This is a genomic window from Indolivaga macrotermitis (genome assembly GCF_900128985.1).
GTDB lineage: Bacteria > Bacteroidota > Bacteroidia > Bacteroidales > Dysgonomonadaceae > Dysgonomonas_A > Dysgonomonas_A macrotermitis.
The window spans coordinates 49,834-65,772 of sequence record NZ_FQUC01000019.1; the positions used below are offsets into that span (position 1 = coordinate 49,834).

At 39.6% G+C, this 15,939-nt stretch carries 11 protein-coding genes; 2 read left to right on the forward strand and 9 right to left on the reverse strand.

The genetic code is table 11. From position 1 onward, the window contains the following. Nucleotides 1–70: 70 nt before the first annotated feature. From BUC12_RS17900 to BUC12_RS17935, 8 genes are all read right to left on the reverse strand, one after another. Nucleotides 71–2,542, reverse strand: a complete 2,472-nt coding sequence (locus BUC12_RS17900) for a bifunctional UDP-N-acetylmuramoyl-tripeptide:D-alanyl-D-alanine ligase/alanine racemase (protein ID WP_062178652.1) — start codon at nt 2,540–2,542, stop codon at nt 71–73. 103 nt (nt 2,543–2,645) lie between these two features. Continuing rightward, nucleotides 2,646–3,629 (reverse strand): GSCFA domain-containing protein, encoded by a 984-nt coding sequence (locus BUC12_RS17905; RefSeq protein ID WP_062178648.1) that lies wholly within the window; start codon nt 3,627–3,629, stop codon nt 2,646–2,648. Further along, complete coding sequence (locus tag BUC12_RS17910; RefSeq protein WP_062178645.1) at nt 3,629–4,729, reverse strand: hypothetical protein; 1,101 nt, start codon at nt 4,727–4,729, stop codon at nt 3,629–3,631. Before BUC12_RS17910 ends, BUC12_RS17905 begins: the two co-directional genes overlap by 1 nt. After that, entirely contained in the window at nt 4,713–6,092 is a 1,380-nt protein-coding gene (locus BUC12_RS17915; RefSeq protein WP_062178642.1) for an MltF family protein, read from the reverse strand. Before BUC12_RS17915 ends, BUC12_RS17910 begins: the two co-directional genes overlap by 17 nt. 146 nt (nt 6,093–6,238) lie before the next feature. Next, the gene (trhO, locus tag BUC12_RS17920) at nt 6,239–7,270 is read right to left on the reverse strand and encodes an oxygen-dependent tRNA uridine(34) hydroxylase TrhO (RefSeq protein ID WP_062178639.1); all 1,032 of its coding nucleotides are present in this window, start codon (nt 7,268–7,270) and stop codon (nt 6,239–6,241) included. A gap of 165 nt (nt 7,271–7,435) precedes the next feature. Further along, a complete protein-coding gene (locus BUC12_RS17925; protein WP_062178636.1) occupies nt 7,436–9,289 on the reverse strand; it encodes an ABC transporter ATP-binding protein in 1,854 nt (617 codons plus the stop codon). Nucleotides 9,290–9,473: 184 nt separating this feature from the next. Continuing rightward, nucleotides 9,474–9,914, reverse strand: a complete 441-nt coding sequence (locus BUC12_RS17930) for a carboxymuconolactone decarboxylase family protein (protein ID WP_062178633.1) — start codon at nt 9,912–9,914, stop codon at nt 9,474–9,476. Nucleotides 9,915–10,018: 104 nt separating this feature from the next. Continuing rightward, nucleotides 10,019–11,155, reverse strand: a complete 1,137-nt coding sequence (locus tag BUC12_RS17935; protein ID WP_062178630.1) for an acyltransferase family protein — start codon at nt 11,153–11,155, stop codon at nt 10,019–10,021. 336 nt (nt 11,156–11,491) lie between these two features. Between BUC12_RS17935 and BUC12_RS17940 the strand changes: the two genes are divergently transcribed. Further along, nucleotides 11,492–12,883 carry a S8 family peptidase gene (locus BUC12_RS17940; protein ID WP_236689378.1) on the forward strand — a complete coding sequence of 464 codons (1,392 nt, stop codon included), beginning with the start codon at nt 11,492–11,494 and terminating at the stop codon, nt 12,881–12,883. Nucleotides 12,884–12,895: 12 nt separating this feature from the next. Then, nucleotides 12,896–14,131, forward strand: coding sequence for an exodeoxyribonuclease VII large subunit (xseA, locus tag BUC12_RS17945; protein ID WP_062178627.1), 1,236 nt, complete (start codon nt 12,896–12,898; stop codon nt 14,129–14,131). Nucleotides 14,132–14,135: 4 nt separating this feature from the next. Here xseA and BUC12_RS17950 read toward each other — a convergent pair whose 3' ends face one another. Continuing rightward, nucleotides 14,136–15,578, reverse strand: coding sequence for a lipopolysaccharide biosynthesis protein (locus tag BUC12_RS17950; RefSeq protein ID WP_062178624.1), 1,443 nt, complete (start codon nt 15,576–15,578; stop codon nt 14,136–14,138). Nucleotides 15,579–15,939: the final 361 nt, after the last annotated feature.

The following is a 15,939-nucleotide window of genomic DNA, read 5'->3' on the forward strand; positions in this document are numbered from 1 at the left end:
GTTATACAATTTGTTCAGAATAGTATAATAACCTTGCGTCTTTTTTTATTAAAATTTAAAATTTTGCTTTCTACTCCCTGAAATAGATACGTTTTACACGGGACGATACCGAAGTCAGTATCTCGTAAGGAATAGTATTAATCGTTTTTGCCAGGTCTGTTACAGAAAGAGAATCTCCGAAGATAATCACCGGATCTCCTTCTTTAACATCGAGCCCTGTAACATCTATCATCGACAAGTCCATACAAATATTTCCGACAAAGGGTACCAGTTTATCTTTGACCAATACATGTCCTGCCCCGTTTCCAAACTGGCGGCTCAATCCATCGGCATAACCAATACGGAGGGTAGCAATATCCGAATCATGTTCAACTTTTCCTTTCCGCCCATAGCCTACAGTTTCGCCGGCTTCTATATGTTTGATTTGTAATATAGTTGTTCTCAGTGTACAAACATTACGTAATCCGCTCAATCCGCTGGCACTGACCCCATACTGGCTGATACCCAGCCGAACCATATCCATTTGCTCTTCGGGGAAACGTTCTATCCCTGCCGAATTCAGTATATGCTTCCATATAGGATAGTCTAATCCTTGCTGCAAAGCAGCTGCTAATTTTTTGAATGTCGATATTTGCCCGGTTGTAAATTCATCAAAAGCCCAGCTCTCACTAGCTGCCAGATGGGAAAATGTAGATACTACGCGTAATGCCTTCTGCGACAACAGACGCTCTACCAATCTCGGCAGATCTTCTTCTGTAAAGCCCAGACGGTGCATACCTGTATCCATCTTTATATGAATAGGAAAATCGGAAATACCCCGGCGTTGCGCCTCCCGGATAAAGGCATCCAATATCCTGAAATTGTAAACTTCGGGTTCGAGATACGACTCAAATAGCTGATTAAATCCACCTACTTCGGGATTCAATACAATGATAGGGGTTTTGATACCCGATTTTCTCAGCAGGCTACCCTCTTCTGCAACAGCTACTGCAAAGTAATCGCACTTATGGTACTGCAACATTTTGGCAACCTCAACCGAACCCGATCCGTAAGCATCGGCTTTCACCATGCAAATCATCTTAGTCTCAGGATTCAGCCGCGACCTGTAGAACTTGAAATTATGTACGATCGCATCCAGATTTATATCCAGAACCGTTTCGTGTGTTTTCTGTTCTATCAATTCGGCTATACGCTCAAATTCGAAGCTACGTGAGCCTTTCAGAAGGATAGTTTCGGCATGGAAGTCATTCCAGATACCCGATTCGATAAACTCTTCGGTAGTTTCGAAAAATGCATGAGGTATATTTTCGAATATCTGTTGCTGTTTCGATATATGCTTACCGACACCGATAATCTTCTCCACATTGGCAGCCCGTGCCGAATCTAGTACCGACCGGTAAAGTGCCTCATCGGAATACCCTGATTGCAAGATATCCGAAAGTATCAATGTTTTCTTCTGTGAATCTTCGGTTGCCTGCTGTCCGAGAAAAGACAAGGCTATCTTCAACGAGTTGATATCCGAGTTATATGTATCGTTCACTATTATATTCTGGTTCTTACCCTGACGCACATCCAGACGCATGGCCACCGGTTCGAGCTGGCGTACTTTCCGTTGGATAATTTCGATAGAAGTAGTCAGATAAAGGGCTACAGCTATCGCACTGGTTACATTCTCAATAGAAGCATCGTCTACAAAAGGTAGCTCTATCGTAAAAGGCAGTCCCAAAAACGAATAAGTTATATACGATACCGTATCGGTACGGTCTACACTCTGTATCAGTAACGGGCTGGACGATCTTAAGTTATAAGACCACGTAAAGCGTTTTTGCGATAGGCATGCCGATGTCATACATTCATCGAGCAACGGATTGCCTTCTTCGCAAATTATCACATCGCAGTTGATAAATAATTCGAGTTTTTCGAGACATTTTTGTTTCAGACTTTTGAAATTCTCCTGATGCGCATCCCCGATATTAGTAAACACCCCGATAGTGGGCTGTATAATCCTTTGTAGTTTAGCCATTTCGTTGGGCATGGATATTCCTGCCTCAAAAAGCCCCAACTCGGTATTCTCATTCATCTGCCAGACAGACAGGGGTACTCCTATCTGCGAATTGTAACTCCGGGGCGAGCGTGTAATACGACGCTCCGAACCAAGCAACTGGTATATCCATTCTTTCACTATGGTTTTACCATTACTGCCGGTAACAGCTATTACCGGAACATTAAAATGATCGCGGTGAAAAGTCGAGACAGCCTGCAAAGCCTGTAATGTATTCTTTACAAGCAGGAAATTGACGTCTGTCAGGGTCTCCCACTCGGGAGCAAGCGAGTCCACAACAAAATTACGGATACCTAATTTATAAAGTTCTTCTACGTACTTATGCCCGTTATTATTCTTCGTTTTCAAGGCAAAGAACAGGGTTTCTTCGGGGTTAAATACTTCGCGGCTATCGGTCAGCAAGTGACTGATATTATACTCGGGGTAAGTTACGCTTTTTATTTTCAGCGTTTTTGCTATATCAGCTATATTATATGCCATTTTTTCGGTAGTTTGGGTATCTTGTTCATTCTACTTTTACACAACAATACCCGACTGAATTGAGTTCGATAAAGGGTTACTTTTTAATAGAAAAAAACACCGTTTAGCGGATTTTATACTCCAATGATTCTATTTCGTTCTGACAATCAAAACCGGGATGTTTTTCCCTGAAAGAATAAAGCTTCGACAGTGTTTGTTTCAGAAACTGCTGATGCTCGGGAGTATCCTCGTTAAAAGGGCGATGTTCGATCGCTTTATGGAGACTTTGCCATTGCTTTATAATCTGTTTTGTTGTATCATCGAAAAATGTATCTGCAAAAATACTCCAAATATATCGAATAGCCATATCATTCGGGTGAATCATATCGTCGGCATAAAAACGATAATCGCGTAACTCATCCAGAACAATCTCATAAGATGGGAAATAAAACACCGACGGATACATCTGTTGTAATTCATCAATAGCCAGAAGCAACACAGACTTACTCAACTGATTGTTGTGTGCCCCGTCTTTCCAGTGACGAATAGGGCTGACTGTAAATAAGATTTTCAGATCAGGATTTACAACCTGTAACCTGTCTATCAAAGATTTCCAATCTCGAACGATGTCACTTACCGACAAACGGAAATGGTCGAATTCCGAAGCAGGCACTTTATGGCAATTTGCGACAATATTGCCGGATTCTTTCAGGCGGTATACATACGATGTTCCAAACGTGATAAGCAAAATATCCGCTGTACGGATATCGGAAGATGTTTTTTTGCGGCCTGAATTTATAACATCCAAAAACCGCTGTTTATCGGTTTCACAAAATTCGCTGTGATGGAGGAACGAACGGTATACTCCTTCATGCTTAAATATGTCAGTCTCTGTAAAAACTTTCTCATCCAGTAATAAGCGGATAGCCTGACTGATAGATGCCGGATTGTACAGTACCCCAAAAGGATTCAGATTTACAGGGAACTTATTGTCAACAAAGTTCTTTCCTATATTTTCGGCAAAACATGAGCCGAACAATATCAACTTGGTCTGATAGCCAATATCTAATGGCGAACGGGGTATATCTATTTTCTTTCTAAATTCCATCAGTTGTTGTATAAATGCATTTTTAAATAAGGACGCAGATCGGTGTAGGAGATAAATACCTCTTTTTCCCACGCCCCTCCACCGAGGGCATACATCGGGAATACAAAGACCAAACCTGTGGGAAGGGTATAGAAAGTATGGGGTTCATCAAAATCTTTGGAATCCAGTTCATACTCGCGTTCTTCCCATACCTGAGCCTTTACTTTCTTATAGAAAAAGTCGTTGAAATCATCTGATTTCATATTTACGATATCATCTAAAGGTATAAGTTTCCCTGTTTCGACACTGAAATTATAATAATCAGTATTGTACATACCATGTGCCCCTCCCATATAAGTATCCTCAAGTTGGCGAACAATAAAAACAGTCGAATCCATAAAAACAGGTTCTACAAGTGATGTATAACCACAATTATAACAATCATCCTCAGAGCCATAAAGCACTTTTTCATCAATAGAGTGCTTAAAATTCAGAGTCTCGGTATAATTCTCACCCAAAGTCAACTTCCGAAACTGCTCCGAAGCAAATACCTTACTATATAAACCGGACGCCGTTTTCGGTGTAAAGCTAAACTCATAACCATAGTTATATTTCATCTCTTTGAAAGCGGAACAAAACTTCAACCGATATGAGTATTTATCATAAGCTCTGAATCCAATCTCTGTCCGGTAAAGGACATCTCCACCCAGTGTAATTCGGTCGGATCTGATTTCCATACCATCGGGTGCACTGCTTATTGCCTCCCTCCCTAATTGATAGAAAGAAGTATGATATCTGTAATTATTATCCTCGACTCCCATACGGCAAACAAGGATCAATTGAGCCTTTTGCTCTTCATAGATACCTTCATATACTTTTATAAAGGGGTCACTTATCCACACAGTATCCTTATCTCCAATCGGGTAGGGTTTTCCGCGCAGTATCTGTTTTTCAAAATTGGTCGGAATAGGTACTTCTTTAAGTTCGGTTACATATTCCGATTCTTTATTTTCGGAAGGCTTTTCTTTATTTTTCGATCCACAGCCCGGTAATACCAGTCCGGAGATGAAAAGGATTAAATAAATTACTATTGTGTATTTCGGTTTATTTTCCTTTCTCATACATATCCCTAAACTTATTCCAGTTCTTGGTTACCTGATTTACATAGTTAACCACTTCCGAACCCCGGAGATAGCCGTTTTTACATACCGAATCGGTATAATATTCGGGTTTACTTTTCAGCTCGATATATTTTTCGACACTACCATCCCATTTGTACGGATCGTCGCCATACTTACGTGCCAATGCCTGAGCATCTGCAATATGGCCGTTTCCTCCATTGTAGGCCGCTAATACAAATTTGAGGCGCTGCTCTTCGCCCGGTACCCTTTTAAAGATATCATTCAACCGTGCAACAAGCCCTGCCCCGACCTTGATACTCACTTCGGGATTAGTCAATTCTTCAGGAGCCGCCCCAAACGAAGCAGCAGTGCGTGGCATTAAGCCCATCAGACCGACAGCCCCTGCCCACGACGAGAGATTGGTTTTAAACCGGGATTCTTGATAAGCTATCGATGCCAGCAAAAGCCAGTCGTATCCGGCTACGCCTTCATATTTTTTGAATAATGGATCGAAAGGTGTTATAAAGCCTTTCGGCAAATCTTTTGGTATTTTATATTCAACATCAAGCATTTTACTTAGCTCGAAATACTTTTTGGTGATATCTTTATATATCGGTTTCCGGCTGTTTTGGGCAAACCAAGCGTTCAGCGAATCCGCTAGTTCCGGTGTATCTTTACGCACAGCCCACGATGAACGCTGTTCAAAACTAAGGGGCAAAGAGACATCGATATTGCGGTAATATGTTTTGTTTAATTTGGCAATATACTCATCTGCCACTGTATAATTTATTTCTTTACGCGCAACCATCCCGATAAGGTCTTCGACGGTTATCGTATCTTTTTCTACATCTTTAATCAGGATACCTTTTCCCAGTTCGGCATCCAGATTCAAAAGCCGCCTGTGGTATTTGGTATCGTGTTTTACATATACTTCTTTTCCTATAAGCTGAACAACGTCGGTTACCATCGAGTCGCGTTTACCTGTACGCTGCACCAGTACCTGATGCGATATCTGTTCGAGCCCGCAGTATATAATAGAATCTTTGAGCTCGTTTTGTACAGTCACAGCGGAAGCGATAAGGTCTCCTTCGCCATTTTCTAACATCTGCAAAAGCCGTGTCGAGTTTTCGGCTACTTTTATATTCAGCTTCAGCCCATGGTAGTCGCAAAACTGTTTAACAAGGTCATAATCGTAACCCATAGCCTCATCTTTATATATAAAATACGAGGTAGAGCTACTCATGGTTATCACATTCAGTTCACCGGTCTCTTTGATTTGTTTAAAATCATAAGTTCGTGTTTTATGCTCTGCGCAAGATGTTGTTATCAGCAGAAGAACGGCAATAAAATACAGTTTATTCATTTGTCGTTTTATAAATAAGTTGTTACGATTTCAAAACACACTACTAAATACGCACAATTACTTAAAATATAACGGCAAATATAAAAAATCTCTGCTATTATCGTGTCAATAACAGCAGAGATATATAAAATAGGTAAAGGACTGTTTTATCTGAATACTTTTAGTTTATCCGATTTACCTTTACGATATATCATTGCATCATTCCGAATGCCTTTACGTAGTTTTTTCTGGGTATCGGCAGGAAGCAACACAATGTCTTTGCACTCGTCAGAGCAGCATCCGTGCATTTTTTCGGCACATTCGGGACACTGGATAAATAACAGATGGCAGCCTTCGTTGGCACAATTAGTATGAGTATCGCACGGTTTGCCACATTGATGACAATGTGCAATCACATCATCGGTGATGCGTTCGCCTAAACGGTTATCAAATACGAAGTTTTTACCTATAAATTTACTATTGAGCCCTTCGGCCTTTATCTGGCGGGTATATTCGATGATACCTCCTTCAAGCTGATACACATTCTTAAATCCCTGATGTTTGAAGTATGCACTGGCTTTTTCGCAACGAATACCTCCTGTACAATACATCAACAGTTTCTTATCTTCCTTATGCTCTTTGAGCATATCATCGATAATCGGCAACGATTCGCGGAATGTTGTGACATCCGGAGTCACAGCCCCTTCGAAATGTCCGATCTCGCTTTCGTAATGATTACGCATATCCAGAACTATCGTATCGGGATCATCCATCAGTTCATTAAATTCTTTGGCTTTCAGGTGAACCCCGATATCTGTCACATCAAAAGTATCGTCATTCAGGCCATCGGCAACCACTTTTTCTCGGACTTTGACAGTCAATTTCAGGAATGATTTGTTATCCTGTTCAACAGCTATATTTAAACGGATATCTTTCATAAACGGATATGTATCAAGATATTCTTTAAAAGTTTGCAGATTTTCGGCCGGTAACGACAATTGGGCATTTATGCCTTCGTGTGCGACATAGATACGACCGAGAACACCGAGTTTGTCCCACTCAAGAAACAAGTCGTCACGAAACTTTTGTGGATCATTGATATGCGCATAAGCATAAAAGGATAGGGTAAGCCGTTTTTGTCCGGCCTCGTCTATTAGTTTTGCCCTTTCATCTGCGCTCATTACATTGTACAGTTGCATATTATACAGTGATTTTATGAGTAATTTATGAACTAAATAAAATTCTAACTAATTAGAATTAAGCGCAAAGAAAAGGCAAAAAGATGGAATCTTCCTGCCTATCAATTATTGATAATTTTGATATCTATGTATTTAATTATAAAAGACGTCTAATAATAAACTCTATTAAAAATTCTGCATATCGCACAACTTACGGTAATATCCGTTAAGGTCGTAAAGCTCATCATGATGACCACGCTCTACTATACGCCCTTCGTGCATCACACAAATTTCGTCGGCACTTTTGATTGTCGACAAACGGTGGGCAATTACAATAGTAGTACGGTTCCGCATCAGATTCTCTAAAGCTTCCTGTACCAGGCGTTCCGATTCGGTATCGAGAGCAGATGTAGCCTCGTCCAGAATCAGTATCTGAGGGTTTTTCAATACGGCACGGGCAATACTCAGGCGCTGACGCTGACCTCCGGACAGTTTACCACCACGGTCACCGATATTAGTATCGTATCCGTTTTCACTGGCTGAAATGAAATCATGCGCATTGGCTACCTTAGCTGCTTCTTCAACCCCTTCCATTGTCGCATTTTCGACCCCGAAAGCTATGTTATTGAAAAATGTGTCGTTGAACAGAATAGCCTCCTGATTGACATTACCCATAAGCCCACGCAGATCAGTAATACGAGCCTGACGGATATCGACTCCGTCAATTGTAATCTGTCCTTCATTCACATCATAAAAACGGGGAAGAAGATCTACCATAGTCGACTTACCAGAGCCCGATTGTCCGACCAGAGCAATAGTCTTCCCTTTGGGTATCGTCAGGTTTATATCCTGAAGCACCCAGTTATTTTTATATTTGAACCAAACGTTTTTGTATTCAATATCCGAGTTAAAGGATAATTTAACCGGGTTTTCGGGGTCATTAATATCACTTTCGGCATTCAGTATTTTATCAATACGTTCCATTGAGGCCAATCCTTTTTGAATGGCATACGCCGATTTCGAAAATTCCTTAGCCGGATTGATAATACTATAAAACATCACCAGATAGAACATAAAGCTCGAAGCTGTGATCGAAGCATCATTACCTAAAATAAGCGTCCCCCCGTACCACAATACAACTGCGATAGTAGCTGTCCCCAGAAACTCGCTCATCGGGTGAGCCAACTGCTGGCGGCGAGCTATACGGTTCGACATACGCCGAAGGTCGTTTCCTCCACTGTAAAAACGATCCGAGACTTTTTGCTCGGCATTAAATGCTTTGATAATCCTCAGTCCTCCGAGAGTCTCCTCAATTTGAGCCATCAGCTCTCCCCACTTATTTTGAGCCTCTGCCGATTTCTTTTTCAATGTTTTACTTACACGTCCCATCACAAATCCGGATAACGGAAGCAAAACCAACACAAAAATGGTAAGTTGCCAACTCACAATTAACATGGTTGTAAAATATACCAAAATGAGTATCGGGTTCTTAAACAGCATATCCAATGAACTCATGATCGAGTTTTCTACCTCTCCCACATCACCGGTCATACGAGCAATTATGTCCCCTTTACGTTCTTCGGAAAAAAAAGAAAGCGGCAAGGAGAGTATTTTATCGTTTATCTGATTGCGGATATCACGCACCACTCCTGTACGGATCGGTATCAAGAAATATGAACTCAGGTAATAAACCCCGGTTTTAATAAATGTAAGTATTATCAACGCAACAGCTAGCGCAAACAAGACACTGGCTGCTCCATACAGATCGATATAATGAGCCGAATAATAGTAGAAATTATTCTTTAGCGCCCCTCCTATACTCTCCATTTTTTGCATAAAGGAAGCCGCGTCTGCACTTATCCATGGAACAAAATCATATACTTTATCATCGATCCTGAACAGAATATTCAATATAGGTACAATAAGGGCAAATGAAAATACATTCATCAGCGCCGATAATATATTGAATACGAAACTTAGTATGAGTTGACCTCTGTAAGGTGGGATAAACCGCCTTAAGACTTTTATAAAATCCTTCATTCGTGTGATTTACAATGCAAAACTAACTTCTAAAAAAGAGCCGCAAGTTAGTTATAAATATTCTCTTACGAAAACAGAGATAAACAGATAGTTATTACCTACGGGAAATTCTCCATTTATTTTAACATAAAAAAACAGGATAATCAAAATCTGACCATCCCGTCGTAAATATTCTTAGCCGGCATCAATCTACCGGCAATGTTGTAGCAATAGCTATCCTGTTCCATGCATTGATAACTACAACCGCCATTATCACCTCCGCCAATTTCGGAGTCCCCAATATTTTTTCGGCTTCGCGGTATGTTGCATCCGAAACACCTCCCTTACTGATATGCGTAATTTCTTCGGTCAATTGGAGTATTATTTTCTCGGTATCGGTATAAAGATTCGTTTCATGCCATGCATTGAGCAGATAAATCCGTTGTTCGGTTTCTCCGATCTTACGGGCATCACGGGTATGCATATTCAGGCAAAAAGCACAACCGTTTATTTGTGATGCTCTTATTTTTATCAGTTCCTTTTCAATCGGGGTAAGTGAAGTTTGCTGCAAAGCATTTTCGAGCGACAACATTGCTTTATACAATTCGGGTGCTGTCGCATACATATTAAGTCTTTTCGTTTCCATATTTTATAAAGTTTACTTGTTTGATAATATTTACAAAGTTAGTAAGCTTGCCTGAGAAGAAACTTAAACAGGATTAAGAAATCAGAAACCACCCGGTTGATATTTTATTTCTTCATCCGTAGGAAATAATTCTCGAAGTATTTTTTAGAAAGGTGCGCCACCAGAATAGTACCTACAGTAACCAGCACATAGAAAAGAATATTACGCGGATAAAACCCGAAAGAAACAGGCAATTTTTTCAAAAGTAGAATCACCGCCGAAATAACCGTTATGTGGTACATATAGATTCCGTAAGATATTTCACCCAAATAAGAAAAGAACTTATTTTCGAGCTTGATTATATTACCCGAAATCATAGAAACCCCTACTATCAGGTACAGAAATAAAAAATTCACAATCAGAGGAGACAGCACAGGCGTTTCGAAAACTACGTCCCAAAACGGGTATAAAATATTAGTATCAAAAATAATAAAGATAAACAGTATCAGATACACGATCACTTGCACGGGCTTTTTATAACAATACAAAGTATTTAGATTACGCTTAGCTCTAAATATAAAGTATGCGCCTAGTCCGCCAACAGCCATAGCCTCGAATTTAAGCATGTTTACCAGAAAGGTATACAAATCCGGCATATCGATAAAAAAGGGGATTATAGATAATAAAGCTTTGACTACAATAACCCCAATAAGCAACCCCAGGATATTCTTCCTGATAAATTTGAATAAAGGCGCCCATATGAGATAAAACACCTCCTCGACCCCGATAGACCAAAGAGGCTCCAGCATATGATGCCCGTAATAAAACGTAACTAATCCGGGAAAGAACAGTAAAAAATACAGCCACACTTCACTCAGAGTATAAGGTACTTTGTAATCGATCTGGAACTGCTGAATAAGAAACGGAATAATAACAGCACCCAGAAAAACCAACAAAAAATAAAGCGGCCAGATACGCAAGACTCTTTTCCGGTAAAAGTTTTTCACTTTTACCGTTTCTGTATTTTTCCGTTCTTTCAGGAGAATATAAGTAATAAGAAAGCCACTAAGCACAAAGAAAAAAGTAACCGCATTTCCTCCATTCTGTAATAGGCTTAACGAACCAAGCGATCCGATAGCATTTTTGAGTTTCATACTCTCGCTATGATGGATAACGACCAGATACGCCGCAAAAAAACGAAGTGTATTTAGTCCTTTAAAGTAGGTTATGTTAGTGTATAAACCCTGCTGGTTTTCGTTCATAAAATATAAGGTGCTAATCCTTTTTTATTTTATATGAATCAAGAATAACAATTTATCCGAATCCAAAAGTACTGAAAAATAAAGAAACGAAATAGTGGAAAAGATACTCATATTTTATCTATAAAGAAATGACCTATACAGAAATAGAGAAAATAAAAAAAAGTCGAAAAAAGTGTCACTTTTGTCACCTTTGTCACTTTTTATGATGTGAAACACTAAAAAACAACACATTAGTAAATACACAAAAGTGACACCGGTAAACAGCACATGTCACATTTTAGTCACTTTATGTTTTTGGCTGTGTACCGAATCATCTATATATTTGTTTATCATAATATGAAATGCCATAAAATGTTTAAAATCGCCTCTTTTTACATATTGCTCATATTCTCGCTGTCATCATTTGCTGCCGACGGATATATGTTCCGGCTACAGCTTAAAGACAAAGCTCACAGTAACTATTCAGAAAGTAAGCCCGAAGCATTTCTGTCTAAAAGGGCTTTGGAACGAAGAGAAAAACAAGGTATCAGTATCGATTCAACCGATATTCCCATATCCGAAAGATATATAAAAGAAATAGAGTCGGCAGGTTGCAAAGTTGTTGCACGAAGTAAGTGGATGAATACCGTAAGCGTATATTGTACCGACAGCTTACTATCGGAAATACTCAAAGATTTCCGTTTCGTAGAAAAGGTGTCTTTCGTTTGGAAAAGCGATACCACAAAAACACAAGACCGTTCGAGAAAGAAAATCGACTTGCCTCAGCCCAAGGCTGACAATAAATACGGATACGGATACGACCAGATAAAAATGCTGAACGGAGAGGCGCTTCACGAAAAAGGATATAAAGGCAAGGGCTTGGAAATTGCGATTATAGATGCCGGATATGAAAATCTGAAAGACATACTAATGTTAGACAATGTTTTTATCAGGGGAATAAAAGACTTTGTTTACGATGGAATCGATATTTTCAAGAGTAGCGAACATGGTTTAAACGTATTATCCATACTCGCGACTAACCGCCCGAATATATACATAGGAACAGCACCCGAAGCTAGATACTGGCTATTGAGGTCGGAAGACGGACGATCGGAATACCCTATCGAAGAAGACTATTGGGTGGCCGCCGCCGAATATGCCGATAGCGTAGGTGTAGATTTGATTAATACTTCTTTGGGTTACTCCAAATTCGACCGGTTTGCAGAGAGTTATACACACGACCATATCGATGGAGAAACAACATTTATCAGCAAAGCAGCTAAAATAGCCACTCAGAAAGGGATGTTGGTAGAAGTCAGCGCCGGAAACGAAGGGGCAAAAACATGGCGGACAATATCAGTCCCTGCCGATGTTGATGATGTACTTACGGTAGGTTCGGTTCGCCGCGATTCTACCCTATCCTCTTTCAGCTCAGTGGGGCTATTATCTCTCCCGAAAATAAAACCGGATGTAGTGGCTTTGGGCGATAAAATCAATGTAATAGGAGGAGACGGTAGCATCACATTCAATAGCGGAACATCTTTTTCGGGGCCTGTTATATGCGGAATGGCAGCGTGTTTGTGGCAAGCATTTCCTCAATTGACTTCGCTACAGTTATTAGATATAATACGGAAATCATCTGATAGATACGAGAATCCGGATAATAGATATGGATACGGGATTCCCGATATGCAGAAAGCGATGGTTCTTGCGGAAGAATTCACAAATTCATCAAACACAACTTTCTAACTTTTCAGAGACATGGATCAAACAGCAATTTCATTATACGAACTGAATAATCTGGTAAGAGGAGTCCTCACGACCAGCTTCGACCAACTTTTCTGGATACAGGCCGAGACGAGCGATGTTCGTTGCAATCAGAATGGGCATTGTTATCTCGAATTCATCGAGAAAGATGCAAGTAACCGAAACATTATAGCAAAAGCCCGTGGAAGCATCTGGTCAAATGTTTTCAGGCTTCTCAAAGCCTATTTCGAATCAGAAACAGGGCAAACTTTCGCTTCCGGACTGAAAGTTCTGATACAGGTAAGCATCGAGTTCCATGAAGTATACGGATATAGCCTGAACGTTCACAACATAGACCCGACCTATACACTGGGAGACCAGGTCAAAAACCGGGCATTGATACTCAAGCAACTCGAAGAAGAAGGAGTGCTAACCCTAAACAAAGAACTGCAATTAGCAAAACCAGCCAATCGCATCGCCATAATTTCGTCCCCTACCGCTGCCGGATACGAAGACTTTTGTAATCAACTCGAAGGAAATAAAGAAGGTTTTATATTTTATACCAAGCTGTTTCCGGCGATAATGCAAGGTGAACGTACCGAAGGTGCAATCATTGCCGCATTAGACAGAATATACGAAAACACCGGTAAATTCGATGCTGTAGTCATCATCCGGGGAGGAGGCGCTACTTCCGATCTCAGCAGTTTCGACTCGTATCTACTCGCTGCAAATTGTGCCCAGTTCCCCCTACCGATTATTACAGGAATAGGACACGAACGGGATGATACGGTTCTGGATATAGTAGCTCATACACGAGCCAAAACCCCAACTGCCGTAGCTGAGTTTTTACTTCGGAACATATCAGAAACAGCAGATGAATTGAATAATATTCAAGACTCGATCATTTTCGAAACCAACAAAAGGCTCACCGAAGAAACGGCCGTACTCACAACTTTATCGGCGAAGTATTCATATATTACAAAGGATAAAACTAAAGACCAGCTAAATAAGCTTCATCTGATTACGGAAAGATTGAAAAATGCAGTCAATAAACTCATTCAGGAGCAAAAGCACAATCTTATATCGAAGGAACAACACATCGAATTGATCTCTCCCGAGAATATCCTGAAGAAGGGATACACTCTTACTTTAGCAGGTAATAAAATAATAAAAAGCGTAAGCCAAATAAAGAAAGGTGAGATTATAACCAACCGTTTTTCTGACGGAGAAATAGAGTCAGTAGTAAAATAACAGGTCATTTTGTCCCTTTTTTCCGGATAATATCAATCATATCCTCTACGACCTTCGATCCGAATATTTTTAAGATAGCCAGGTAAATAATACCTCCCAGTATTAGTTGGGCGGTAAGCAAAAAGAGATTATTATTTATAACAAAAGATAGTCCGTACATCGGGAAAAAGGCTACCATAGCAATTAACCCATAAGGAACAATATCTTTAAAAACCTGCCACATAGTATATCCTATACATTTTCCGGCTATATAATATGCAACTAAAAATGAGATAACGGCAATACAACTTGTACCCAGTACAACGCCGTTCACTCCAAAACGAACTGTATATATAATAACCAATAGAGTGACAATATTTCTGGCAGTTTCGAGAGTTAACAGCAATCCCGATTTTCCAAGAGCCTGCAACAACGAGGACAAGAGGTAAAATAGAGGAAGCACCGAACTACCGATCACCAACAATTGCAGAATCGGAATAACCCCAACCCATTTTTCTTCCAACACAACCATTACTATAGGCTCGGCCGCGACAATTGTAAATGCAGTTATCGGAAAACATATAAAACACACTACACGGACTATCTTTCTGAAAGCCTTTCGCTTAGAATTAAGGTTATCCCCAAGCTTACTTAATAAAGGAAAAGCAACAGATTGCATGCTGGATGCTATCATCCCCTGAGGTAGGTTTCCAAACTTAAATGCCTGATTATAATTTCCTAAATCAAACATCGAGAACTTTTTCCCGATGACAATAGACGAAACATTTGCCGCAATCTGATTAAATAACGAATTAAGAAGCAACTTACTACTGTATCCCGTCATCGATTTCAACCGGCCAGAACAAAACGGAGCTCTAGGTATCCACCGTACAGAAAACCAAAGAAGTACCATTCTGAATAATGCTTGTAAAACCTGCTGCGCTGCCAGACTCCAGACCCCGAATCCATTATAAGCCATAACAACACCTATCCCGCCGGCCAGAATAGAAGAAACAACAGATATCTGTGTACTCTTCCTGAAATCCATATTACGGACCAAATGTACATTTTGTACTACCCCAAAAGCGCTAAAAACGAAAGAAAGGAATAAAAACCTCGATAAATTCGTCAAAATCGGCTCCTCAAAGAAATTAGCGATCAAAGGAGCTGTAAAAAACAGAATAACATAGCAACCAATACCAACCGATATATTGAAATAAAAAACGGTAGATTTATCTTCTTCATCAATATTCTGATTCCGGATAAGAGCCGACGAGAATCCACTCTCTTGCAACATGTTAGCTACAGCCGTAAAGATTGCTAAAGCACCAATCAACCCAAGTTCCACCGGACTTAATAACCTGGCAAAAACAACAAGGAACGCAAATTGAAAAATCTGCTGCCCTCCTTTATCCATGAAACTCCAAAACAGAGCCGAGATAGTTTGTTCCTTCAGGTTCTTTGCCATAGTTAACTATTAATCATTCGCAAAGAAACAAAGGTATGTAAATACCTATGATATTCCATATTCAGCCTCTTTTTAGATAGATAAATTTTTTGAAGGAAAAATCAAATAAACAAATAAAACATTCAATTAGACAGAATCAAAACAGTTTAAAATCCCAATAGATACATTTAATATATTGTAAAATTATATAGAATAAAAGAAAAATATTTTTATATCAAAAATAAAATATATATTCAATAATAGTAACTATATAAATTATATAAGTATTCTTATTAAAGTAATTATATCTATATCAAAAATATATCCATAAATATAGATTAGTATAATATTAAATATATTTTAAGTTTTTAAAATTAAAAAA

Coding starts and splice junctions, on each gene's coding strand:
- BUC12_RS17940 (WP_236689378.1), top strand. CDS start 11,492: ATGAAATGCCATAAAATGTTTAAAATCGCCTCTTTTTACATATTGCTC.
- BUC12_RS17950 (WP_062178624.1), bottom strand. CDS start 15,578: ATGGCAAAGAACCTGAAGGAACAAACTATCTCGGCTCTGTTTTGGAGT.
- trhO (WP_062178639.1), bottom strand. CDS start 7,270: ATGCAACTGTACAATGTAATGAGCGCAGATGAAAGGGCAAAACTAATA.
- BUC12_RS17925 (WP_062178636.1), bottom strand. CDS start 9,289: ATGAAGGATTTTATAAAAGTCTTAAGGCGGTTTATCCCACCTTACAGA.
- BUC12_RS17930 (WP_062178633.1), bottom strand. CDS start 9,914: ATGGAAACGAAAAGACTTAATATGTATGCGACAGCACCCGAATTGTAT.
- xseA (WP_062178627.1), top strand. CDS start 12,896: ATGGATCAAACAGCAATTTCATTATACGAACTGAATAATCTGGTAAGA.
- BUC12_RS17900 (WP_062178652.1), bottom strand. CDS start 2,542: ATGGCATATAATATAGCTGATATAGCAAAAACGCTGAAAATAAAAAGC.
- BUC12_RS17905 (WP_062178648.1), bottom strand. CDS start 3,629: ATGGAATTTAGAAAGAAAATAGATATACCCCGTTCGCCATTAGATATT.
- BUC12_RS17915 (WP_062178642.1), bottom strand. CDS start 6,092: ATGAATAAACTGTATTTTATTGCCGTTCTTCTGCTGATAACAACATCT.
- BUC12_RS17935 (WP_062178630.1), bottom strand. CDS start 11,155: ATGAACGAAAACCAGCAGGGTTTATACACTAACATAACCTACTTTAAA.
- BUC12_RS17910 (WP_062178645.1), bottom strand. CDS start 4,729: ATGAGAAAGGAAAATAAACCGAAATACACAATAGTAATTTATTTAATC.